22 protein-coding genes and 1 pseudogene are annotated in these 23,036 nt (G+C 59.5%); 18 read left to right on the top strand and 5 right to left on the bottom strand.

Going from position 1 to position 23,036, the window contains the following annotated elements:
* Nucleotides 1-41: 41 nt before the first annotated feature.
* The 3 genes from QMX97_RS07345 to QMX97_RS07335 all read right to left on the bottom strand — a co-directional run bounded on the left by QMX97_RS07345 (nt 42) and on the right by QMX97_RS07335 (nt 3,371).
* Nucleotides 42-1,106, bottom strand: coding sequence for a hypothetical protein (locus tag QMX97_RS07345; RefSeq protein ID WP_282396625.1), 1,065 nt, complete (start codon nt 1,104-1,106; stop codon nt 42-44).
* Nucleotides 1,107-1,205: 99 nt separating this feature from the next.
* Entirely contained in the window at nt 1,206-2,531 is a 1,326-nt protein-coding gene (locus QMX97_RS07340) for an MFS transporter (RefSeq protein WP_120449262.1), read from the bottom strand.
* 186 nt (nt 2,532-2,717) lie between these two features.
* Nucleotides 2,718-3,371 carry a GntR family transcriptional regulator gene (locus tag QMX97_RS07335; protein ID WP_106803106.1) on the bottom strand — a complete coding sequence of 218 codons (654 nt, stop codon included), beginning with the start codon at nt 3,369-3,371 and terminating at the stop codon, nt 2,718-2,720.
* Between the two features lie 172 nt (nt 3,372-3,543).
* Here QMX97_RS07335 and QMX97_RS07330 point away from each other — a divergent pair, with 172 nt between their 5' ends.
* Entirely contained in the window at nt 3,544-4,413 is an 870-nt protein-coding gene (locus tag QMX97_RS07330) for an NAD(P)-dependent oxidoreductase (protein ID WP_282396624.1), read from the top strand.
* Complete coding sequence (locus QMX97_RS07325) at nt 4,383-5,087, top strand: 4-carboxy-4-hydroxy-2-oxoadipate aldolase/oxaloacetate decarboxylase (protein WP_348775365.1); 705 nt, start codon at nt 4,383-4,385, stop codon at nt 5,085-5,087. The genes QMX97_RS07330 and QMX97_RS07325 overlap by 31 nt, the downstream gene beginning before the upstream one ends.
* A gap of 81 nt (nt 5,088-5,168) precedes the next feature.
* On the opposite strand, the gene QMX97_RS07320 is transcribed toward QMX97_RS07325, so the two are convergent.
* The gene (locus tag QMX97_RS07320; RefSeq protein WP_065904350.1) at nt 5,169-5,627 is read right to left on the bottom strand and encodes an Hsp20 family protein; all 459 of its coding nucleotides are present in this window, start codon (nt 5,625-5,627) and stop codon (nt 5,169-5,171) included.
* Between the two features lie 274 nt (nt 5,628-5,901).
* Here QMX97_RS07320 and QMX97_RS07315 point away from each other — a divergent pair, with 274 nt between their 5' ends.
* The 16 genes and pseudogenes from QMX97_RS07315 (at nt 5,902) to QMX97_RS07240 (ending at nt 22,052) form a co-directional block, all read left to right on the top strand.
* On the top strand, nt 5,902-6,036 hold the full coding sequence (locus tag QMX97_RS07315; protein WP_256595071.1) for a hypothetical protein: 135 nt from the start codon (nt 5,902-5,904) through the stop codon (nt 6,034-6,036).
* Between the two features lie 129 nt (nt 6,037-6,165).
* Nucleotides 6,166-7,203: a WYL domain-containing protein gene (locus QMX97_RS07310; RefSeq protein WP_282396623.1), complete on the top strand. Its 1,038-nt coding sequence runs from the start codon at nt 6,166-6,168 to the stop codon at nt 7,201-7,203.
* The gene (locus tag QMX97_RS07305; RefSeq protein ID WP_282396622.1) at nt 7,200-8,732 is read left to right on the top strand and encodes a hypothetical protein; all 1,533 of its coding nucleotides are present in this window, start codon (nt 7,200-7,202) and stop codon (nt 8,730-8,732) included. The genes QMX97_RS07310 and QMX97_RS07305 overlap by 4 nt, the downstream gene beginning before the upstream one ends.
* 34 nt (nt 8,733-8,766) lie before the next feature.
* Nucleotides 8,767-9,345: a hypothetical protein gene (locus tag QMX97_RS07300; protein WP_282396621.1), complete on the top strand. Its 579-nt coding sequence runs from the start codon at nt 8,767-8,769 to the stop codon at nt 9,343-9,345.
* Between the two features lie 11 nt (nt 9,346-9,356).
* On the top strand, nt 9,357-10,385 hold the full coding sequence (locus QMX97_RS07295) for a hypothetical protein (RefSeq protein WP_282396620.1): 1,029 nt from the start codon (nt 9,357-9,359) through the stop codon (nt 10,383-10,385).
* 59 nt (nt 10,386-10,444) lie between these two features.
* Entirely contained in the window at nt 10,445-10,735 is a 291-nt protein-coding gene (locus tag QMX97_RS07290) for a YkgJ family cysteine cluster protein (protein WP_282396619.1), read from the top strand.
* A 3-nt stretch (nt 10,736-10,738) separates the two neighbouring features.
* A pseudogene (locus QMX97_RS07285) lies at nt 10,739-10,957 on the top strand (SOS response-associated peptidase family protein); the annotation flags it as partial.
* Between the two features lie 230 nt (nt 10,958-11,187).
* Nucleotides 11,188-12,759, top strand: a complete 1,572-nt coding sequence (locus QMX97_RS07280) for an aldehyde dehydrogenase family protein (RefSeq protein ID WP_282396618.1) — start codon at nt 11,188-11,190, stop codon at nt 12,757-12,759.
* Between the two features lie 36 nt (nt 12,760-12,795).
* Complete coding sequence (locus QMX97_RS07275) at nt 12,796-14,130, top strand: acetyl ornithine aminotransferase family protein (RefSeq protein WP_282396617.1); 1,335 nt, start codon at nt 12,796-12,798, stop codon at nt 14,128-14,130.
* Between the two features lie 28 nt (nt 14,131-14,158).
* The gene (locus QMX97_RS07270) at nt 14,159-14,935 is read left to right on the top strand and encodes an ABC transporter substrate-binding protein (RefSeq protein ID WP_282396616.1); all 777 of its coding nucleotides are present in this window, start codon (nt 14,159-14,161) and stop codon (nt 14,933-14,935) included.
* Between the two features lie 132 nt (nt 14,936-15,067).
* Nucleotides 15,068-17,149 carry an FAD-dependent oxidoreductase gene (locus QMX97_RS07265; RefSeq protein ID WP_282396615.1) on the top strand — a complete coding sequence of 694 codons (2,082 nt, stop codon included), beginning with the start codon at nt 15,068-15,070 and terminating at the stop codon, nt 17,147-17,149.
* A complete protein-coding gene (locus QMX97_RS07260; RefSeq protein ID WP_282396614.1) occupies nt 17,139-17,846 on the top strand; it encodes an ABC transporter permease subunit in 708 nt (235 codons plus the stop codon). The genes QMX97_RS07265 and QMX97_RS07260 overlap by 11 nt, the downstream gene beginning before the upstream one ends.
* Entirely contained in the window at nt 17,843-18,562 is a 720-nt protein-coding gene (locus QMX97_RS07255) for an ABC transporter permease subunit (RefSeq protein WP_282396613.1), read from the top strand. The genes QMX97_RS07260 and QMX97_RS07255 overlap by 4 nt, the downstream gene beginning before the upstream one ends.
* A gap of 35 nt (nt 18,563-18,597) precedes the next feature.
* Entirely contained in the window at nt 18,598-19,419 is an 822-nt protein-coding gene (locus QMX97_RS07250) for an ATP-binding cassette domain-containing protein (protein WP_282396612.1), read from the top strand.
* A gap of 66 nt (nt 19,420-19,485) precedes the next feature.
* Nucleotides 19,486-20,814, top strand: a complete 1,329-nt coding sequence (locus tag QMX97_RS07245; RefSeq protein ID WP_282396611.1) for an aspartate aminotransferase family protein — start codon at nt 19,486-19,488, stop codon at nt 20,812-20,814.
* Nucleotides 20,815-20,834: 20 nt separating this feature from the next.
* Entirely contained in the window at nt 20,835-22,052 is a 1,218-nt protein-coding gene (locus QMX97_RS07240; protein ID WP_282396610.1) for a P1 family peptidase, read from the top strand.
* Nucleotides 22,053-22,092: 40 nt separating this feature from the next.
* Here QMX97_RS07240 and QMX97_RS07235 read toward each other — a convergent pair whose 3' ends face one another.
* Nucleotides 22,093-23,031, bottom strand: a complete 939-nt coding sequence (locus QMX97_RS07235; RefSeq protein WP_282396609.1) for a MurR/RpiR family transcriptional regulator — start codon at nt 23,029-23,031, stop codon at nt 22,093-22,095.
* Nucleotides 23,032-23,036 lie beyond the last annotated feature (5 nt).

The raw sequence follows: 23,036 nt of genomic DNA, 5'->3' as shown, positions 1-23,036 counted from the left end.
TTGTTTTTATCGAGACGCGGCGTCAGGCAGCAGCGTTGAACTCAGGGAAACAGCATCCGCGCGACGGCTTTGTCACCCAGCAGGCGTGCCGCGTTGTGGCCGATCCCCGGGATCGTGTGCTGGGGATGGCGCAGGGGAATCTGCCATTGGCTGGCCAGGAACTGCTCGTAGCTCACGTAGTTCAACTGGCGATCCAGCCGTGTCGCGCCCTGGTAGCTGGCCCCGCAGGAGCTGTCCAGCACACGGCTGGTGGGGTTGTTGTCCTGGGCGCCGACCAGATAGGTGATGTCGCGCGCGGCATAGCGGGCAAACACCTGGCGGCTGGTCAGGTGCTGCTTGAGCAGGTACGCCGGCGCGCCGTCGAGGCCATAGCGGTAGCGGCTGTAGCTGGGGCACATGATGGTCACGACCGGCTTGAACGCGCCGTCCTGCAGGCGGCTGTCTTCGAAATACACGTAGCTCGACGGGCTGGCGACCACGTAGCGAATGCTCAGGCCATGGGCCTTGAGGCCGCTGTCGAGGTCATTCATCACCGCGTAGCGCTGCATCAACTGCGCGCCCGCCGAGTGGCTGACCATCACGATTTCCTTGAGCGCAGGATAACGCTGGCGATCGGACAAATAGGCGACCAGATCGTCCAGCACATGGAACGCCGGGATGCCCTTGTGGCCGTACTGCGATTCGATGCCGTGCATCCACTTGTCGCGTGGCCACAGCGGCATGTCATCGCTGATGCCCGAGTCGGTCGGCGTGAGGAAATTCGGCGCCAGCAGCAACGTGCTGGTGTTCTGCAGGCGCGCATTGCCGAGCAGCTTGCGGCCGGTCTTGAAGTACTCGTCGCCGTCACGCTGCACGCCATGCAGGATCACCACGGCGCGTTCGATGGAACTGGGCGGGTTGTACAGGTCGGCGTTGGCGTAGACCAGGAACGGGTAGGCATTGCCGTCATGGCCCAGGCGCAGCACCTGGCGCGCATCGGCCTCGGGCTTGTCGACGCTTTCGGTGTGCACATCGACCTTGGCGCAGCTGGTCAGCGTGCCCATCAGGGCCAGGGTGCCCAGCAGGGTGGTAAAGGGTTTCATGGAGGTGGACAGGCGTATGAACATGACCGGGCACTTCTCTTGTTTTTTTACGAGCCTATCAGTGCCGTCCACCTATGAAAAATATCTAAATAACGGGGTTTGGATACTTTAAAAATATGGCAGTCATTCGCTCACCGGCACCGGCTCGGCGATGGTCAGCAGCACCAGGAAGCTGGCGAACGAGCCGATGGCCATGAACAGGAACACCTGGGACCAGCCATAGCTGTCGAGCAGCAAACCCACCAGGAACGGTGCTGCCGCGCCGCCCAACTGCCCGCCCATGTTGACGATGGAGCTGGCAATCGGGAAGGTCTTCTTGGTCGCCAGGCCCATCGGGTAAACCATGTAGGAGGAGTAGCCGATGCTGATCAGCGTACCGGTGAGGAACAACAGCGCGGCATACAGCGTGGGGTCATTCGGTGAATTGATCAGGGCGTACATGGTGCCGACCGTGGCCAGCGCCGAAAGCATCATCCCCGGCTTGCGCCGCTTGCCCAGCACGCGGTCGGACAGGATCCCGCCGAGCAGGTTGCCGCAAATGGCGCCCACCCACGGCGCGGCCGAAACGAAGCCCATGTGCATGATCGAGAACTGCTTGACCGTCATCAGGTAGGTGGGAATCCACGACAACAGCACCATGGTGATGCCCACCTGGAAGCTGTAGCTCAGCGCGCAACCGACCACGTTCCAGGAGCGAAACAGGCCACGACTGGTGGCGATCGGCGCCACCGGCCGGACCCGGATAAACGTATCCAGGCGCTTGAAGTGGCGTTGGGCGCCTGCGGTTTTCTGGGTGATGACGTTGTTGCTTTCATCGGTGATATACGCCAGCTCGCCGGCGTTCACGAAACGGCTTTGCGCGGGCTGGTTGGCCACCAGGAAATACCAGGCGATGGACAGCAAAATCCCCGGTACGGCGAAGATGTAGAAAATTTCGCGCCAGCCCCACATCGCCACGATCGCCACGCACAACGGCGGTACGATCACCGGGCCGAACTTGACCGCCGCAAGGAAGATACCGGTGGCCGTGCCCTTCTCTTTCGCCGGGAACCACTGGTTGATCGTCGAGGCGATGCCAATCGGCAGCGGGCCTTCGGCAACGCCGAGGGCAAAGCGATAGATCTTCAGCGCCAGCACCGAATTGACCGTGCCCATCAGCGCAGTGAACACCGACGTCGCAATCATCGAAAACGAGAAAATCCTGCGCACCCCGAAGCGGCTGGAGGCAAAGCCCGAGGGAATCTGCGCCAGGGCGTAGGCCAGCAGAAACACACTCAGCAGCGCCCCGGCCTCGGCGTTGGTCATGGGGTATTCCTCGCGGATAAACGGCAAGGCCACGCCGAGGTTGGCGCGGTCGGCCGACGCCACGGTGTACACGAGGAAAAACAGCCCAGCGACGATCCAGCGAAAACGCGACGGTTTTTCAGTGGTGGAGTCCTGAATACTCATACGGAATACCTGATTTTATTATTGGAATGTGCCGTGTGTGCCGAATCCGGGGTGCAGGCTCCCGCTGAGGCGTGTTGAAAGCCTCACGTCAGGTGTTTCTTCGGGTCCTTGTGAATCTCAGGCAGGAGTCATTGCCCGGTCTCGTGGCGCCGACTCTAACGCATATTGTTTTAGTTTTGTATTTTTTTATCGACGAACGGGCGACTCGCTGCGGCGTGCCATAAAGCGCAGGTAGGCCATGCGAATATGGGTCTGCATGGCGTGCCGGGCCAGCTCGCCGTCGTTCTGCTCGATGGCGTAGGTGATGTCCAGGTGCTGCTGCAGGCTGCGCTCCAGGTCCGCCGGACGGTAGAGGAAAAACGAGCGGGTGATCACCGGCATGTCGATCAGCGTGGCGAGCATCGACTTGAGCCGTTGCGAGCGGGCGATCTCCAGCACCTGGCCATGAAACGCCCGATTGGCTTCCTGCACACGCAGGGTCACATCCGCACCTTTGCCGGCGATGGCAGCTGCCATCTGCTCGTTGATACGCTGCAACTCGGCCACGTCCTGTGGCGTCGCACGCTGGGCCGCGAGCATTGCCGCATGGGGCTCGAGCAGCTCGCGAAAGCTGAACATCTCTTCCAGATCCCATTGGGTCCAGCCGGCCACGAACACACCACGATTGGCCTCGATCACGGCCAGCCCGTCGTCCACCAGCTTCTTCAGCGACGCGCGCACCGGCGTGCGGCTCAGGCCGAACTCCTTGCCCAGCGGTTCTTCCTTGAGCTGCGTGCCGGGCTCGTACTGGCCGGCAATGATGCGGTTGCGCAAGGTCTCGTAGATGAGATCGTTGGCCATTTTTCCCTTCTGATCATTTGAATTTCAGCGGTTCTACCGTGGACGCCCCTGCCATGCAAGCAGTCGATTTCGTCACCTGCGCCTGGGCACCCTTCTGGCACTTTGTACAAAAATCGTTTGCAATCGGCCAAATTGTATTTTAATTGTATTGCCACCTGAATCCGGAGGCGACATGAAAATAACAATCGTAGGGCTCGGCGAAGTGGGCCGTTGCTATGCCCAGGCCCTGGCCAATACCACCACGGCGCAATTGCTGCTGTGTGAGCAACGCATTGCCCCGGCAGCGCAGACACTGGCGGATAACATCGGCGTGCCGATCCACTCATCCATCGGCGCGTGGCTGGCTGACTCGGACTGCGTGCTGTCCTGCGTGGTGGGCACCCAGTCGCTGGAGGTCACCCGCGAATGCCTGGCGCACCTCAAGCCCGGCGCCCTGTTCGCCGACCTCACCACCGCCGCGCCCGAACGCAAACGGATCGCTGCAGAGCAAGCCGCACAGCAACAGATCGATTACGTCGACGTGGCGATCATGGGCGCCATTGCCTACCTGCGCGAACAGACCCCGCTGCTGTGTGCGGGCGCCAAGGCCGATGCGCTGGTCGAATTGTTGAACGCGGCCGGTGCCCGCGCACGCGCCCTGCCGGCCAGCCAGCCGGGGGATGCGATCACCCTGAAGATCCTGCGCAGCGTGTTCACCAAAGGCATGGAGGCGCTGGCCGTGGAAGTGCTGCTGGCCGCCGAGCGCCAGCAATTGCGGGGGGCGCTGTACGAAGTGCTGGCCGATATCGACCAGGCGCCCCTGCCCGCCTTCCTCGAAATGCTCGTGTCGACCCATGTGGTGCATGCCACGCGGCGCCTGCACGAAGTCGAAGACGCCGAGCGCCAGCTCGCCTCGCTGGGCATCGCCAGCAGCGTGCTCGGTGGCGTGCGCCAGCGCTTCAGCCACAGCAGCCAGGGCCTGGCGGTTGAGCCGATCAGCGAAGAAAAACCCAGCCTCGACCAGGCACTCGCCTGGCTGGGCCGCCACACCCCTGCCGCCTGAAAAACCGACCTTCAATAAAAACGGAAAGCATCATGCCTATCACCCAAGACCAACTCGACACCCTCAAGCAATTGGGCACCGCCACCATCCACGAAGCCCAGGGCCAGACAGGCGCGCTGGACAGCGGACTGCGCCCGGTCGACCCGAGCCTGCGCCTGGCCGGCCCAGCCCTGACGGTGGACTGCCGCCCCGACGACAACCTGGCCATCCACTACGCCCTGACCAAGGCCAAGCCCGGCGACGTGCTGGTGGTGGACGCGAAGGGCTTCATGGAAGCCGGGCCCTGGGGCGATCTGTTGACCCTGGCCTCGCAGAAACTCGGGATCGTCGGCCTGGTGATGAACGGCGCCGTGCGTGACGCCAACGCCATCATCGAGATGGGCTTCCCGACCTTCTCGCGCGGCCTGAGCATCAAGGGCACCAACAAGTGCCAACCGGGCAAGGTCAACGTACCTATCGTGATCGGCGGCGTGCACATCAACCCAGGCGACATTATTGTCGGCGACCGCGACGGCCTGGTGGTGGTGGAGCAGTCTCGGGTCGAGGAAGTGATTCGCCTGAGCCGCAATCGCGAGGACAAGGAAGAGGGCATTCGTGCGGGGCTGGAAGCCGGCAAAAGCACCGTGGATCTGCTGGGGCTGGCGCCGACGCTGGAAAAATTCGGCATGCGTTGAGGTCGGCCGATTCGCCGCTAATGACGGTCAATCGCCAGGCAGAATAAAGGCGCTCCAAGGAGCGCCTTTATTCATTTCACCTTACTGCTCGCCGATGGATTTCACATCGGCCTTGGCAGCACCGCCAATCGCGATGCGTTTCGGCTTGGCCTCCTCCGGCACCACCCTGAGCAGGTCGATGCTCAGCAGGCCATTGGCGAGCTGTGCGCCCTGCACTTCGATGTGGTCGACCAGGCGGAACGACAAGCGGAATGCCCGCTGGGCAATACCCTGGTGCAGGTAAGTGATGCCCTCATTGTGTTCGCGCTTGCCGCCGGCGACGGTCAACACACCTTTTTCCACCTGGATGTCCAGGTCGTCCTCCACCAGGCCGGCAGCCGCGATGACAATCCGGTAGTGATCATCACCGTGCTTTTCGACGTTATGCGGTGGATAGGTCGTACCGGCCTCGCTGCGAAGCGCCGATTCAAAAAGGTCGTTGAAACGATCAAAGCCAACGGAGTGGCGGAACAGTGGGGCCAACGAAAGCGTAGTAGCCATTGCAAAATCTCCTGAGTTTTCTCCAAGTGATTTGAGCCGCGACCCGTCTTCGGCATCGCGTAAGACCTAAATAGGTTCAGGGGGAAAAATTTCAAGCGGCGAAACGATACTTTTTTTAGCGTGATTGCAGGGGGGGTTCATAACGTTAACGCCGACACGCCAAGCCGACGCCATTCAAAAGATTTTCTCCCTCGGAACAGGCACACGACACTGCCTGTCGCTTCACCTATAGAGGATGGCTTCAACGTCTATTTTCCAGCGTGGGGTGTCATCTATGAAGGCTCTAGCCTGCTTTGCCATCGGCGTAGTTGTCGGTGTGGTCGTGATGAAAAATAACCAAGCGTTTGAGGAATTGAAGAAAGAACTTGAGCGCGAAAAGCATCGCAACCCTCCCTCAGGCGTCGCGTGATGCAAACACAGTGATGGCAGACTGCCCTTGGCTAGACAGGCGGTTAGTGTTAAAACGCCATCAATGGAAATGCTTGCAAGTCGCCCAGCGCCTGCGAGCCATCAAGGTTGATTCGAGCATTGTCGTCCTATGTCAGATCCAAAAGACCGGCTGTTCAGGCACTTGGCCCTGCTACGCCTGATCCCACGCGAACCGCGCAGTATCTCCACAGCGCAGCTGTTGCAAAAACTCAAGGCCGAACAATTCGACCTCGACCTGCGCACCCTGCAACGTGACCTGACCGGGCGGCTAGGCCTGGACTTTCCTTTGCTCTGTGACGAAAGCCAACGTCCTTATCGCTGGAGTTTTCCCAAGGATACGCCGCAATTCGATCTGCCAGCTCTCGATACGCCAACAGCACTGGCGTTCGCCCTGGCCGAAAGCCACTTGGGCAAACTACTGCCACCCTGTGTATTGAAATTGCTAGCCCCCCATTTCGAGTTGGCACAACGTCAACTTCAGAGCTTGCAGCACAACACCCTGGCGCACTGGGCAAAGCGCGTACGTGCCCTGCCCAATGGTAAAGCACTGCAACCGGCAGCAGTGAACGATGCCGTGTGGTCCCAGGTCGCCACAGCGCTGCTCGAAGCACGACAACTTGAAATCGTGTACCAGAGCCGCAGCAAGGGCAATGACAAATGTTTGCGCATCCATCCCGCCGGGATGGTTTCACGACATTCGGTGAGCTATCTCCTGGGCACGGTCGTGGGTTACAGCGACGTGCGCCAATTTGCCTTGCATCGCATCCAACAAGCGACGTGCCTGGAAGTAGCGGCACAAGATCAGCCTGGCTTCGAAATCGATCATTACCTCCACGGCGGCGGCTTTAACAGCACCGGCCCGGTCGCGCAACACTCAATGATTGCCGACGTAGCCCCGACAATTGCCTGGCTGCTGAAAGAGACGCCGCTGAGCGCCGAACAAACTCTTACACCCCTGCCAGGAACTGATTGGCAACGGCTGCAGGCCCGCGTACCGGATGACCAGGAGACCTTCTGGTGGGTCTTCGGCCTCGGCGAAAGTATTCATCTTCACCAACCGACCTGCTGGACCCAGTCCATCACTGAAAAACTCAACAAGATGGTCGAGCTTTACACCCCGACTTATGCCTGCCAGGAGTCTAAATGAAACCCTACAACCCAGATGCCCATCATGACTTGACTCAAACGGATATCGCCCAGACCGCCACGGCCTTGGCCACTAGTGAGGTGGTCAGCCGTTTTGGCAGTGCCAATGCCGAGTACATCAAGGGGTTCACCGGCGTCGACAATGAAGTTGGGAAAACCCTGAGCAAAGGCCTCAAGGGCATCAGCACCGAGGGCACTGGCATCAAACATCGTGCAGGTTGGGCCGCAGAAGTGGCCAGCACCAGCCGCGACAACGCTGAAGCCATCATCAACAAGTCCGGTGAGCGCACGATTCGCAGCGATGACTTGAACCGCTACGGTATCCACACCGACGGCAAGTACCGCGAAGCGGTCGACCGCGTACGAGTGGATGCCAAGGGCAACATCATCTACGAAGCACAGACCAAGCTGGAGGCCAATGGCAACCGCGTAGCCAATCAGGTCAGCCACGAGGACCACAAGTACAGCAAGTATTTTGGAAAGAAACTCGAACTGCCCAGCGAGCAGGTAGACGACGCTCGAATCTACTGCCGCAGACGTGCCGCTGGCCTGCGCAAGCATGCTGAAACAGCTGAGCGGGAAGGCAAGACCGAGCTCGCCGAAAAATTCCGTGAGCGCGCCAGCAAATTCGACAAGCTGGAGCGTGAAGATATCGTCGACCTGGGTATCAGCACCGAGCAGGCCGTCGATTACGTGAAAAATCCAAAGGGCGAGACCCTTAAGGATATCGGCCGCACCAGTCACCGTGCGGGTGTCGAGGGCGCGAAAGTCGGCGCGGTTATCGGCGGCTCCATTTCTCTCATGGCTAACATCTTCAGTGTCGCCCTGGACAAGAAACAGCTGGGTGAAGCCGTGCAGGACCTGGCCGTAGATACCACCAAAGCCGCCGCTCTCGGCTACGGTACGGCTTTTGTTGGTGCTGCTATCAAAGGTGGTCTGCAGCAATCCAGCAGTCAGACCATGCGCACGCTGTCGAAGACCAATGCTCCAGCGATGGTCGTCGATATCTGCCTGTCTCTAGGCGACTCGATCAAGCGCTACGTCAATGACGAAATCAGCGAAGCTCAGTTACTGCACGAGGTGGGCGAAAAAGGCGCAGGCATGCTCTCCAGCAGCATGATGGCTGCGCTCGGCCAGGTGGCGATTCCGATCCCCTTCGTCGGCGCCGCGATTGGCGGGATGATCGGCTACACCTTGTCATCGATGTTCTATCACGTCGCCTTGGAAGCCGCCCAAGGTGTGGAACGCTCCCGCATGCACCTGGCGCGCGTACAGGCCATCGAGGCCGCTGCCCGCGAGCAGATCGCAGAGGAACAAGCTCGGCTGGAAGCTTTTACTCAAAGCGAAATCCCGCAACTGCAAAAGGCGACCCAACAGCTGTTTTCCACCACTGGCATTGCCAGCAGCAACGTCAACGACGTAGCGGCAGCTATCAATCTGTACGCCGGATTGCTCGGACAACAGCTGCATTTCCAATCGATCACCGAGTTCGACGACTTCATGGACTCGGACAGCCCCCTGACTCTTTAATCACCTTGCGTGCTTCAAAAAGGACGACTCACCGATGTTGATCAAACTGCTGTCCGACGCGGACAAACATCATTTACTGGACCTGGCCAGGTTGCTGTCAATTGCCGATAAACCTCTACTGTGGGACGGCAAGAGTGCGGAAGCACTTACCTCCGGTACCAATCTGGATGCACTGACAATCCAGGAAGGCGAGCAAGAATGCGAATTGATCGCCGACCTTGAAAAGTCGGTTGGCAAACGCTCGGACCTGACGGATTTCATGGCGTTCTTTGGCGACTCGATCAGCGTAAAAAGCCGCTTGATCGACGTACTGAAAACGTACCCCGTAACCAAGGCCGGCAATCCAGAAACACGTGTGCAAGCCGCGACCACCGTGCTTAAGGAAATATTGAAAGGCAAGTCATTCGAGTTGCCCTCAGCCCCCAAAGTGATTCTATTCGAGTTGCTGCTGGTGTCACTGCGCGACGGGCATATTTCCAGCATTGAATGGGCGCTGCTCAAGGAATTTCAACAGCACCATCGTTTGGAAGACTTCATTTTTGACGACCTGCTCGAGCGTGCTGAAACGCTGAATCAGGAAGTCAGCAAAACCATTTCGATCATCCTCGAGTAAGGAAACAGAGCATGCCAATTCCACTGATCATTGGTGCAGTTGCAGCCGCCGCCGGATTGTACGGTGCCGCGAAAGGCGTCAGCGGCGCCATGGACCATAGCAGCGCCAAAGACCTGAACAACGATGCCCGCACACTGGTGAATGACGCCAACCAGAAAGTGGAAGATCAACGCCAGAAAACCAATACCACCCTGGAAGATTATGGTCAGCGCAAACTGCGCGCGTTCAATGGGGTGGTTGCAGAGTTCATCGACACTTTTGAGCGGCTGAAAAACGTCGAGCTGTCGCAAAGCCCCGAATTGGACAAACTCAACGCTGGCGACTTCACCGGCAAGACCTTTACTGGGCTGCGTCAGGACTACCAGGCCCTTAAGGATGCCGGACTCGGACTGGGTGCAGGCATGGGCGGTGGTGCAGCGCTTGCTTTCGGTGCCTACAACGGCACCATGCTCTTGGCCACTGCCAGTACTGGCACTGCGATTTCCTCCCTGGGCGGTGTAGCCGCCACAAACGCAACACTGGCCTGGCTGGGTGGCGGCTCACTGGCAGCCGGTGGCTATGGTATGGCTGGTGGCATGATGGTGCTGGGCGGCATCGTGGCGGGTCCGGCGTTGGCGATCTTCGGCCATGTTCTGGGCAATAAGGGCGAAGAGGCGCTGAACACCGCTCGCGGCAATATGGAACAGGCTCGCACCTTGCGCGACCAGGCCGAATTGATGGCCAGCAAGCTCACCGCAATCGAGAAAGTGACGTCACTGGCAAACAGCACCTTTTCAAAAATCAGCTCGCAATTACGCCGAAGCGTAGGCGAGCTGAAAAAGGTCATTGAACAGGAAGGGGTGGATTACCGCAGTTTCTCCAAAGAGAGCAAAGAAGCAGTATTTGCCTCAGTAAAATTTGCACAATTAATCAAAGCGATGATCGACACCGCGATCCTCGACAAGGATGGCAACCTGGTCCTGTCGACCAAGAAGCGCATCCAGGATGTCGCTGCTGTGGCGAGCGGACAAAAACCCAGCCTGGACACTCCGGTAGCATAAACTCCACCACGCCCGCGCACTGGCGCGGGCGTTTCTCCAGGTACAAGGTATTGCTCACCGTGGACGCCTTCCCCTGCACCCAATGTGGCCTGTGTTGTCAGCACGTCAATATGGCACCGGAAACCCAATTTCTCGACCGCGGCGATGGCACGTGCCGGCATTATGAAGCAACGGACAAACGTTGCAGTATCTACAACGAACGCCCCTCCATCTGCCGTGTGGACCGGCAATACGGCGAACGTTACGCCCAACTCTACAGTTGGGAGGAGTTCGTGCACCTGAATCTTGTAGTGTGCGCCTCGTTGCAAGCCAATGAACAACAACTCATTGCGACCTTCCCAGTGAATTGAAGCCTGCCAGTTCAACGCGTCCACTGGGGGGCGCCCTCCTGGGCCAAAGGCAAACGTCCTGATCCGATCAACGCCAGGGTTGAAACAGTGACCACCGGCAAGTTCTTCAAGCAGCTCTGGCCAAATGGCCGGGCACTTGTTGTAGCAGAGGGTTGGTATGAGTGGGTCAAGGATCCTGATAATCCGAAGAAAAAGCAGCCTTACTTCATTCGCCTGAAAAGCTCTTTGCTCTGTGATTGAAGGCCTGCTTCCGTGCACGTAACGATGGCACAAAAAAAGCTCACACAATGTGTCCACTCCCGAGCTTGCAGCCCTTTGAATGACTGAGCGCATTGCACTGATCGCAGAAATAATCCACATGTATCTATTGACTACAAAATGATTCAGATGAATTATTAGGTCAACCCTTCACCCCAAGTCGCCGTGCCGGCAGGCACTCGAGGAAAATAATAATGAGCGATTTCAAGCTGACCTATTCCACGATGTTCAACCCGCCCTCTGAGTTGCACGATCAATTCGAGCGGGCGCTGGCTGCGCTCAAACACGACCTCGGACGCGATTACGGGCTGTTCATCGACGGCAAGCAGGTGTTCAGCCCGCAGAAGATCGAAAAACGCAGTCCGATCGACCAATACTGGTTGTTGGGGCGATTCCACATGGCACGGGAAGAGGACGTCGACACCGCCATGAAAGCGGCCCATAACGCCTTTCCGGCCTGGCGTGCCACACCCTGGAAAACCCGGATCGAACTGTTGCGCAAGGTAGCGCGACTGATCGAAGACCGGGTTTACCGGATCGCCGCTGCTGTCAGCCTTGAGACCGGCAAGAACCGTATGGAAGCCTTGGGTGAAGTGCAGGAAACCGCAGTGTTCTTCGACCATTACTGCGACTTGATGGAGCAAAATAACGGCTTCGATCACACCCTGCCCAACGACCCGCTGGACGACTTCACCAGCACCAATCGCAGCGTGCTCAAACCCTACGGTGTATGGGCCGTGATTGCGCCTTACAACTTCCCGTTTGCCCTCGCCGGCGGCCCCACCAGTGCCGCGCTGGTGACGGGCAATACCGTGGTGCTCAAGGGCGCCAGTGAAACGCCGTGGTCCGGCATCCTGCTGGCTGAATGCATTCGCGACGCCGGCATTCCCGACGGTGTTTTCAACTACCTCAACGGCAGCGGCAGCCTCGCCGGGCAAGCCTTGGTCGAGCATTCGCGCACGGCCGGTATCACCTTCACCGGCTCCTATGAGGTGGGCATGCGGATTACGCGGGCTCAACTCGACAAAGCCCATCCACGGCCCTGCATTGCTGAAATGGGCGGCAAGAATGCGGTCATCGTCAGTCGCCACGGCGATCTCGAACGGGCAGCGTTGGGCATCCTTCGTTCAGCCTTCGGCATGCAAGGGCAAAAGTGCTCGGCATTGTCACGCATCTACGTCGAAGAACAGGTCGCGGACTCATTGATCGCGCTGCTCACGGAGAAAATCCACGCCATCCAGATCGGCGACCCGGCTGTGCCCGGGAACTGGATGGGCCCGGTTTCCACTCGCAAGGCCTATGACGATTTCGCCGCCTACAGCACGCAACTGCAAGAGCACGGCGCACGCTTGATCACCGGCGGCGAACAGCTCAAGAGTGAGTCGTACGTCGCCGGTTTCTATTGCGCACCAACGCTGGCAGAAGCACCGCTTGATCACCCGCTGTGGACCGTCGAAATGTTCCTGCCGATTGTGATGCTCGCCCGCGTTAAAAACCTTGATACCGCCCTTCAACTGGCCAACGCAAGCCAGTACGGACTGACCGCAGGCTTCTACGGCAACGAAAAGGAAACCGACCTGTTCTTCGACACTATCGAGGCTGGCGTCACTTACGCCAATCGTCCGCAAGGGGCCACGACCGGTGCCTGGCCTGGCTATCAGCCATTTGGTGGCTGGAAGGGATCGGGCAACACCGGGAAAGCCATTGCATCGTTTTACTACTTGCCACAGTACCTGCGAGAACAATCCCAGACTCGTGTCGAGTAACCCCCCGCTCCATAGTATTTACAGAGGACAACGCACGTGCATAACAACCACAACAAGCATCTGCTCACCGCACTTCCCGGCCCCAACTCCCTCGCTATGATCGAGCGGGACAGCGCCGTCGTCTCACCGTCCTATCCGCGCGATTACCCATTCGTGATGAGCCATGGCAAAGGCGCCGAGGTCTGGGATGTGGACGGTAATCGCTTTATCGATTTCGCCAGCGGCATCGCAGTGTGCTCCACCGGCCACAGCCACCCGAAAGTGGTCCAGGCCGTGAAGGATGCAGCGGACAAATTCCTGCACATTTCCTCCGATTACTGGCACGAAGAACAGGTGCACCTGGCAGAGACCCTCAATCGCCTGTCGCCTTTCGGTGAGCCGGCCATGACGTTCTTCTGCAACTCCGGCACCGAGGCCGTTGAGGGCGCGATCAAGCTGGCCCGCTACGTCACCGGGCGTTCGCGGTTCATCGGTTTCATCGGCGGGTTCCACGGCCGCACCATGGGTTCACTGGCGTTCACGGCAAGCAAGTACACGCAACAGGCGGGGTTCTTTCCGAGCATGCCGGGCGTCACGCACATTCCTTATCCGAACAACTACCGACCGCTGCTGGCGGGTGAGGATCAGGGTGCGGCCGTGCTCAACTACCTGGAAAACGTGTTGTTCCAGAGCAACGTTCCGGCCAATGAAGTGGCAGCGATTCTGCTGGAACCGATTCAGGGTGAAGGCGGATACCTGGTACCGCCGGACGGGTTTCTTGAAGGCTTGCGCGCGTTATGTGATCGCCACGGCATCCTGCTGATTGCCGATGAAGTGCAATCGGGTGCAGGGCGCACCGGCAAGATGTTCGCCTGCGAGCATTGGGGCCTGAAGCCAGACATCATCACCCTCGCCAAAGGCCTCGGCTCGGGGCTGCCGATCGGCCTGGTCACGGCGAAAAAAACCATCATGCAACAGTGGAAGCGCGGCGCCCACGGCAACACCTACGGCGGCAACCCACTGTGCTGTGCTGCGGCGTCGGCGACGCTGGAGCTGGTCGAAAACGGTTTCATGGAGAACGCCGCGCAGATGGGCGAGTACTTGATGGGCCGTCTCGGCGAATTGCAACAACGCTACCCGGACCTGATCGGCCAGGTGCGTGGCAAGGGCCTGATGATCGGTATCGAGCTGATTACCGACCGCACCACCCGCAAGCCGGCCAAGGCTTTCGCCGACCGTTTGCTGCATACCGCCTACCGCAAGGGCTTGCTGCTATTGACCTGCGGTGTCAGCACCGTGCGCTTGATGCCGCCCTTGATGATCAACAAAAACCTGTGTGACGAAGCCATTGAATTACTCGACGCGGCACTGGCTGAAACCCTGAACGACTGACCACCATCACTCTCCGAGGAACGTAGACATGAAGAAGCTGCACGGTGTATTGGCTGTTGTGTTGAGTCTCGCGGCACTGACCGCCCAGGCCAGGGATTGGCAGGACATTCGCCTGGCGACGGAGGGCGCCTACAGTCCGTTCAATGAAATCGGACCGGACGGCAAACCGAGGGGCTTCGACGTCGACATCGCCAACGCTCTTTGTGAGCAAATGAAGGCCCGCTGTACGTGGGCGATTCAGGATTGGGACGGGATGATCCCGGCGCTGCTGGCCAACAAGTACGACGCGATTGTCGCCTCGATGACGATCACGCCGGAACGCAAACAAAAAATCGGTTTCACCGACAAGTACTACACCTCCTGGGTGCAACTGATCGCCAAGGCCGGGGCGCATTTTGACGCGGCGCAACCCGCGACACTCAAAGGCATACGCATCGGCGTGCAGCGCGAAACCACCCACGAAAAATTCGCCAATGAAGTACTCGCCAAGGGCGGGGCCGAGATCGTCAGCTACCCGTCGCTGGAAGAAGCCTTTATGGACCTGAAAAACGGCCGGCTGGACGCCACGTTGCAAGACACCATTCCGGGCGTCGAAGGGTTCCTGAAGAAACCGAATGGCCAAGGGTTTGCGCTGGTCGGGCAACAGCTCAACGACCCGCGGTACTTCGGTGACGGCCAGGGCATCGGCCTGCGCAAGGAAGACGACGATCTGCGCCTGGCTATGGACAAGGCGCTCAAGGAAATCATCGCCAACGGCACTTACGAAACACTGCGCAAAAAGTACTTCGACATCCCGATCCTTTGATCGTCGGCAGGCGCTACCGGCGCCTGTCTGTGCAGGAGCGATCGAGCGTTGATCGGCTGCTTCTGCACCTTTAACCCGTTAGTCCGAACAATAAGAACAACGCGGCTGCGTGATCAGCCGGAGGGTTTTGCCGTGTCTCGCGATCCACGTTTCAACATCCTTTTCGAGCCTGTGAAGATAGGTCCGGTCACGGCGAAGAATCGCTTTTTCCAAGTGCCGCACTGCAACGGCATGGGTTGGACGCAACCGCGCGGGCTCGCGCAACTGCGTCGGATCAAAGCCGAAGGCGGTTGGGGCGTGATCTGTACCGAAGAAGTCGAAATCCATCCGAGCAGCGATTGCTCACCTTTTCACGAGGGTCGCCTCTGGAGCGACCTCGACATACCGGCCCTGGCGCTGATGACCGAAGCCGTCCACGCATACGGCGCGCTGGCCGGCATCGAAATCATGCACCACGGCCCTTCATGCGCGAACTACGACAGCCGCGAGATACCCATTGGCCCTTCGCACCGCCCCATCACTTTCAACGCGCCGGTGCAGACCCGCGCCATGAGCAAAAGTGACATTCGCGAACTGCGCCAGTGGCATCGCCAGGCTGCACTACGCGCCAAACGCGCCGAGTTCGACATTGTCTACGTGTACGCCTCCCATGACATCGGCTTGCCGATGCACTTTTTGCAGCGGCGCAGGAATGATCGCTGCGACGAGTACGGCGGCAGCCTGGAAAACCGCGTGCGGCTCCTTCGCGAACTGATCGAGGACACCAAGGACGCTGTGGGTGACCGTTGCGCCGTCGCCGTGCGCCTTGGCGTCGAAGAGTTGTTGGGGCCGGATGGCATCGTCAGCGCCGAAGAAGGCCGCGACATCATCGCCATGCTCGCTGAACTACCCGATCTGTGGGACGTCAACGTCAGCAGCTGGGCCAACGACAGCGTGACCTCGCGGTTCAAACAGGAGGGTTATCAGGAAGAACACACCGCGTTCGTCAAATCCCTGACCAGCAAACCGGTGGTGGGCGTAGGCCGTTTCACCTCGCCAGACACCATGGTCAGCCAGATTCGCCGCGGCGTGATGGATTTCATCGGCGCGGCCCGACCTTCGATTGCCGACCCGTTCCTTCCGAACAAGATCAACGAGGGCCGCACCGATGACATTCGCGAATGCATCGGCTGCAACATCTGTGTGTCCAGTGACTATTCCAGCTCCAACCTGCGCTGCACTCAAAATCCAACAATGGGGGAGGAGTGGCGGCGCGGCTGGCACCCGGAAAAAATTCCGGTCCGCGGGTCCGACAAGACATTATTGGTCGTCGGCGCCGGACCGGCAGGGCTGGAGGCCGCATTGGCCGCTGCCAAGCGCGGCTATGAGGTGCACCTGGCCGAAGCCGGCGCAGAGTTGGGTGGACGGGTTTTGCGCGAATCCTGCCTGCCCGGTCTGCGCGAATGGGGGCGGGTTCGCGAATGGCGTATGGGCCAGTTATTACCCATGACCAATGTCAGCATCTACCGCATGAGCCCGATGAGCGCCAGCGATATCCTCGAATTTGGCGCGGGCCACGTTGCGATTGCCACCGGTGCCTACTGGCGTCGCGATGGCATCGGCAGGGCAAATGGCTGGGCCATCCCCGGTTTTGATTCTCCCGGCGTGTACACGCCGGATGACCTGATGGCAGGGCATCTTCCGGAGGGTCAGGTGGTCATTTTCGATGACGACCATTACTACATGGGCAATGTCCTGGCAGAACGCTGCGTCGAACTGGGCCTGAAAGTGACCCTGGTCACCCCTGCCCTGCAGATCGCCAGTTGGGCTGGCAACACCCTCGAATCGACCCACATCCTAAAGCGCCTGATGACGCTGGAGGTTGATCTGGTCCGGCATCACAACATCACCCGCTTTGAGTCTGGTCGCGTGCATCTGCGTTGCGAGATCAGCGGTCGCACACAGGTGCTGGCCTGTCAGTCGCTGATTAACGTCACCGCCCGCCTGCCAAGGGATGAACTGCATGAAGCGTTGCTCGGCCAGGGGGCTGCGCTGAGCGAAGCGGGCATCAGTACGGTCAGCCTGATTGGCGACAGCCTGGCGCCGGGCACGATCGCTGCGGCGGTGTATCAGGGTCACAAGTTCGCACGCTATCTGGACAGCGACCTTGCGCCCCACGAGTACGCACGCGAGCTGCCGTTGATTTGCACGCCTGCGCCCCTCTTTGAACAGTGAGAATACGAACATGCTTTATGGATATGCGGACAGCATCCTTGCGGGCGCCCTGGTCACGATCAAAGTCGGCGTGTTTTCTTTTGCCGTAGCGTTGGTGCTGGGTCTGCTGGTCGCCAACGCCAAGCTCTCAAAACACCGCTGGCTGGCCTGGCCCGCCACCGCCTTCACGTCGGTGATGCGCAGTGCACCGGACTTTGTCTGGTTGTTGTTTCTCTACTACGGCGGGCAGACCGCACTGAACCTGCTGGGTCAGCGCATGGGTTTTCAGGCGATCGATATCGATGCCTTCGCTGCCAGCGTCATCATTCTTGGGGTGATCTATTCGGCATACCTCGCCGAGACCTTTCGTGGTGCCTTCCTGGCGGTCGACAAGGGCCAGGCGGAATCGGCACAGGCATTTGGCTTCAACAGGTTGCAAGTCCAGATGCATATCGTCGTACCGCAAATGATGCGCTTCGCCCTGCCCGGCATCAGCAACAACTGGCTGGTGATGCTCAAGGCGACTGCCATCACGTCGATGGTCAGCCTCAATGAGCTTATTTTCCTTTCACGCTCGGCCGGTAAAGCCACCGGCCACGGCCTGGAATTGCTGATCGTCGCGGCGCTCATTTATCTGCTTCTGAGCACGGTCTCGGTCGTCGCCCTCAGGTTTATCGCTGCGCACTATGCCGCTGGCAGCAAGGAGATCACCCTATGAACTGGCATGTCGTGTTCGATAACCTGGCGCTGTTCCTGTGGGGAGACGGTACCCGTACCACAGGCCTGCTGCTGACGGTCGAGTTGTTCATCACATCCCTGGGGCTCGGCCTGGTGATGGCGATTCCCCTGTCGTTGTTGCGCGTGTCGAGCAACCCGCTGTTGCGAACGCCGGTCTGGTTGTTCACCTACCTGTTTCGCGGGACACCGCTGCTGGTGCAGATCTACATCATCTATTTCGGCCTCGCCGAGATCGGCTGGATCCGCTCCAGTTGGGCCTGGACGTACCTGCGCGAGGCTTACATCTGCGCGTGGCTGGCGATTGGTTTGAACACCGCGGCCTACACCATTGAAATCCTGGCGGGCTGCATTCAGAAAACCTTTCACGGCGAGATCGAAGCCGCCCGTGCCATGGGCATGAGCCGGTGGACGCAGATGCGCCACATCATCCTGCCGGGCGCGATGCGCCGGGCAATTCCGGCGTACAGCAACGAAGTAGTGCTGACCCTGCACTGCACCGCGCTGGCGTCCAGCATCACCTTGCTCGACCTCGCGGGTGTCGGCCGCTCGATCAGCATGCGCTACGCCTCGCCTTACGAAGCCTACATCGCCGCACTGGTGCTCTACGCCGTGTTCACTGGCCTGGTTTTCCTGCTGTTTCGCCTCGCAGAAAACAAATGGCTGGCGTACCTGCGCCCTCGGTCAACCCATCCATGACAAGACAGCCAGGCATGGCTGCAAAGGTGAACGACATGTCCAAACTCCAGGTCAACGACCTGCACAAACGCTACGGTCAGCACGAGGTGCTAAAGGGTGTTTCGCTAACCGCCAATGCCGGTGACGTGATCACCTTGATCGGCTCCAGCGGCTCAGGCAAAAGCACCTTCCTGCGCTGCCTGAACCTACTGGAGCAACCGCAGTCCGGCGAGATCATCTGGGATGGCACGCCCATCGCCATGAAGCGTACGCGTGACGGCAGCCTGCAGGCCAGGGATGCGCGCCAGCTGCAACGCCTACGCACACAGCTATCGATGGTTTTTCAGAGTTTCAATTTGTGGGCGCACCTGAGCGTGCTGGAAAACGTCATCGCCGCGCCCATGCGCGTGCAGAAACTGAGCCGGGCCGAAGCCACGGAAAAGGCCCTGCACTATTTGAACAAGGTGCAAATGGCCCCGGCGCGGTTCGCCCATAGCTACCCGTCGCAGCTCTCCGGAGGTCAGCAGCAACGGGTCGCGATTGCCAGGGCGCTGGCCGTAGAACCGGAAATGATCCTGCTCGACGAACCGACGTCCGCCCTTGACCCCGAACTGGTCGGCGAAGTGCTGACGGTCATCCAGAACCTGGCCAGCGAGGGCCGCACCATGATCATGGTCACCCATGAAATGAGCTTCGCCCGCGAGGTCTCCAGCCAGGTGATCTTCCTGCACCAGGGCCGGATCGAGGAGCAAGGCGCGCCCGCGAAGCTGTTCCGCTCGCCTGCCAGCGAACGACTTAAGGCGTTCCTTGGGACGTCGCTGCGCAGCCCTGAACCCTTTGCCACGCCTGAAAATAAACCATTTGTTTCATCAATCTAAAAAATCAAACAACCGAGACTAGTCGCGTTAAATCCCCATGACGGGTGACGCCAAGGAAGTGTCCGTATGACTCATATTTTTCACCGAAATCCTGCCCTGACGTTGCCCCTCGCCGTGCGTGGCGAGGGCTGCTACTTGATTGATGCCACCGGCCAGCACTACTTCGATGGCTCCGGCGGTGCGGCTGTGTCGTGCCTGGGCCACAAGCATCCGAAGGTCATCGCGGCGATGAAGCGTCAGATGGAAACGCTGGACTATGCCCACACCAGTTTTTTCAGCAGCGAGCCGGCGGAACAACTCGCCAGCCTGCTGGCCGGAAAAAGTCCCTCAACGCTGGGCAACGTGTACTTTCTGTCCGGCGGCTCGGAAGCCATGGAAACCGCACTGAAAATGGCGCGCCAGTACCACGTTGAGAACGGCCAGCCTCAGCGTTGTCACTTCGTGTCCCGCCGCCAGAGCTATCACGGCAACACCCTCGGTGCGCTTGCCATCGGCGGCAATCTGCCACGGCGGACGTTGTATGAACCGTTGCTGATGAAGACCACCCAGGTCTCACCCTGCTTCGCCTTTCGCTATCGCCTGGCCGATGAAAGCGACGCTGACTATATCGAGCGCCTGGGCCTGGAACTGGAACATACCTTTCTTGATCTGGGTCCCGATTCCGTGGCGGCGTTTGTCGCCGAGACGGTGGTGGGTGCGACCTCCGGCGCGGTAGCGCCAGTGCCGGGTTATTTGGCGCGGATGCGTGAAGTCTGTGACCGCTATGGCGTGTTGTTGATTCTCGATGAAGTAATGTGCGGCATCGGCCGAACCGGCAGCTATCACGCCTTCGAACAGGAAGGCGTAGTGCCTGACCTGCTGATTCTGGCCAAGGGCCTCGGCGGAGGTTTTCAACCGATTGGCGCCGTAATGGCCAGCGACCGAGTGGTGCAAACCATCAGTCGCGGCAGTGGCAGCTTCCAGCATGGTCACACCTACGTCGGCCATCCAATCGCCTGCGCCGCGGCCCTGGCGGTGCAACAGGAAATCATCGAACAGAACCTCTGCGCCACCGTGCGCAGCAGCGGCGAACTGCTTGGCGGGCTGCTCGACGAGCGCTTCGGCAAGCACTCCCATGTGGGTGATATTCGCGGCCGTGGCCTGTTCTGGGCCATCGAACTGGTGCAGGACCGCGATGGTAACCGGCCGTTCGCGCCGGGCTTGCGCCTGCACGCAAAAATCAAACAGGCCGCCCAGACACACGGCCTGCTGTGCTACCCCGGCGGCGGTACGGTCGATGGCGTCACGGGGGATCACGTGTTGCTCGCCCCGCCCTATATCAGCACTCCGGAACAACTGGCTTTCGCGGTCGACACACTCGCCGTGGCGCTGGATGAAACGCTCGCCATTCAATGACAACCACAAGAGGCATAGCTATGAATCACCGTTATCTGAACTCTGTGCTCCTGGCCTGCGGTGCCGCCCTGATCAGTCAGGCCGCGCTGGCTGCTGAACCACCACGTGCCCGGGACCTGGGCATTCCCTTTGAAGGGACGCCGGGGAAACTCAACGCCATTACCGACGTCGCCGGCGTGGAAGTCGGCCAGGTCACCCTCAACAGTGGCGAGGGCAAACTGGTACCAGGGAAAGGCCCGATACACACCGGGGTGACCATGGTCATCCCCCGTGGCAAGGCGTCGGTGCAAGCGGTGAACGGCGGGTTCTTCAACCTGAACGGCAACGGCGAAATGACCGGGCAATCGTATCTACAGGATTTCGGCCTGGTGTACGGCCCGATCGGCATTTCCAACACCAATGCCATCGGTCCGGTATATGCGGGGATTACCGAATGGTCGGCCAGGACGTTCGGCAACGCGATCTGGCCGGTGGTGGCGGAAACCTGGGACGGTCGCCTCAATGACATTGAAGGCTTGCACGTCAAGCAGGCGCATGCGATCAAGGCAATCGAAGTGGCCAAGGGCGGCGCGGTGCAGGAAGGCAACGTAGGCGGCGGCACTGGCATGGTGTGCTTCGGCTTCAAGGGCGGCATCGGTACGTCATCGCGTGTGGTTGAGGTCGATGGCAAGTCGTACACCGTGGGTGTGCTGGTGCAATGCAACACCGGGCAGCGCGACACCTTGCGCGTAGCGGGTGCGCCGGTCGGCCAGGAGCTGGCTGAAAAATGGCTGGGCTGTTTCCAGCCGGGTGTCGCAGAAACCGACAAGACACCGCATTGCCAAAAAAGCGGCGATGGGGGTGCGCCAAGTAAGGATCAGGGCTCGATCATCATCGTAGTCGCCACTGACGCACCGCTGCTGAGTACCCAGTTGAACCGCATCGCCAAACGCGCCTCGATGGGGCTGGCACGTATGGGTTCGTTTGCAGGGAATGGCTCGGGTGACATCATCGTGTCGTTCTCGACAGGTGACGCCATCAACGATGTCGAAGAAGAAAATCCGGTCACGGTCACCCAGTTCCCGAACGACAAAATTGACCCGGTGTTTAATGCCACCGTACAGGCGACAGAAGAAGCCATCACCAATGCCCTGGTAGCGGCTCGCGATATGACCGGTATCAATGGTTACACGTCATACGCCCTGCCCCACGGCGAATTGAAGGCGATCCTGAAAAAATACAATCGCCTGCAGCCCTGAAGCCAGGTCAAGCACCTCTAGAGGGAGGTGCTTGACAGGTTTATTCGACGTAAACGCTGAATTGCTTGAGTTGTGCTTCGCTGTTGGCGATTTTCTGGAGGCTGTCTTCACTGCCGTTGGCGACCAGCAAGGCCGCGAGCGTCTGGGACACCGCCAGCGCTGGAACCACCGAAGGGAAAAGCGATGGCGTGGCGTTGCGAACCACGATCAACACATCGGAAGGTGACGCTACCGGCGATACCGGGCTATCGGTGACCGCAACGATTTTGGCCCCGTGCTCGCGGGAAAACTGTACTGCACGCAACGCATCCTGAGCATAGGGGTGGTAGCTGAACACCACCAAGGCGTCTTCCGGGCCAATGCGCCGTAACTCATCGGCGAACGCTCCGCCAATGCCGCTGAGCAAGGTGGTGTTATTGAGAAACATGCCACAGACATAACTGAAGTAATACGCTGCGGGGAAAAGACTGCGCAAGCCAACAACGTAGATGTGCCTGGCGTTGGTCAGCAACGCATGTGCCGCAAGAATCTGCTCGTAACGTTCAGGGCTGAACGTGTCTTCCAGGTTGGCCTGCTCGGCACTTAACATCTCACTGATCAGCCCGGTATTCTGATCGCCCTTCGAGCGTTTGCGCAGAGCGTCAGCGCGCTGAGTGAACATCGAATCGCGCTCGGTCAGCCAGCGCCGAAAACAATCGCGCAGCTCTTCATAACCACCGAAACCTAACTGCCGGGCCAGCCGCAGCATCGACGCAGGCTGCAACTTGGCCATACCCGCCACCGTGCGCATCGACTGCAAGGCAACTTCGTTGGGATGGTCAAGAATGAAGCGCGCTGCGCGCTGAAGTGTCGGTGTAAGCGACTGAAAGGTTTCTTCAATGAGCTTGTCTAGTTGGTGCTTATCCATAGATCGCTTCGCCCCCAAATTCGCACGAATTCTAACATGCAGTGAGAAATCAACAGCACATTTCGTCCTCAACGACA

It is taken from the genome of Pseudomonas sp. PS01298, assembly GCF_029959745.1.
Taxonomy (GTDB): Bacteria; Pseudomonadota; Gammaproteobacteria; order Pseudomonadales; family Pseudomonadaceae; genus Aquipseudomonas; species Aquipseudomonas aylmerensis.
This window is presented reverse-complemented; position numbering and strand designations above follow the sequence as displayed.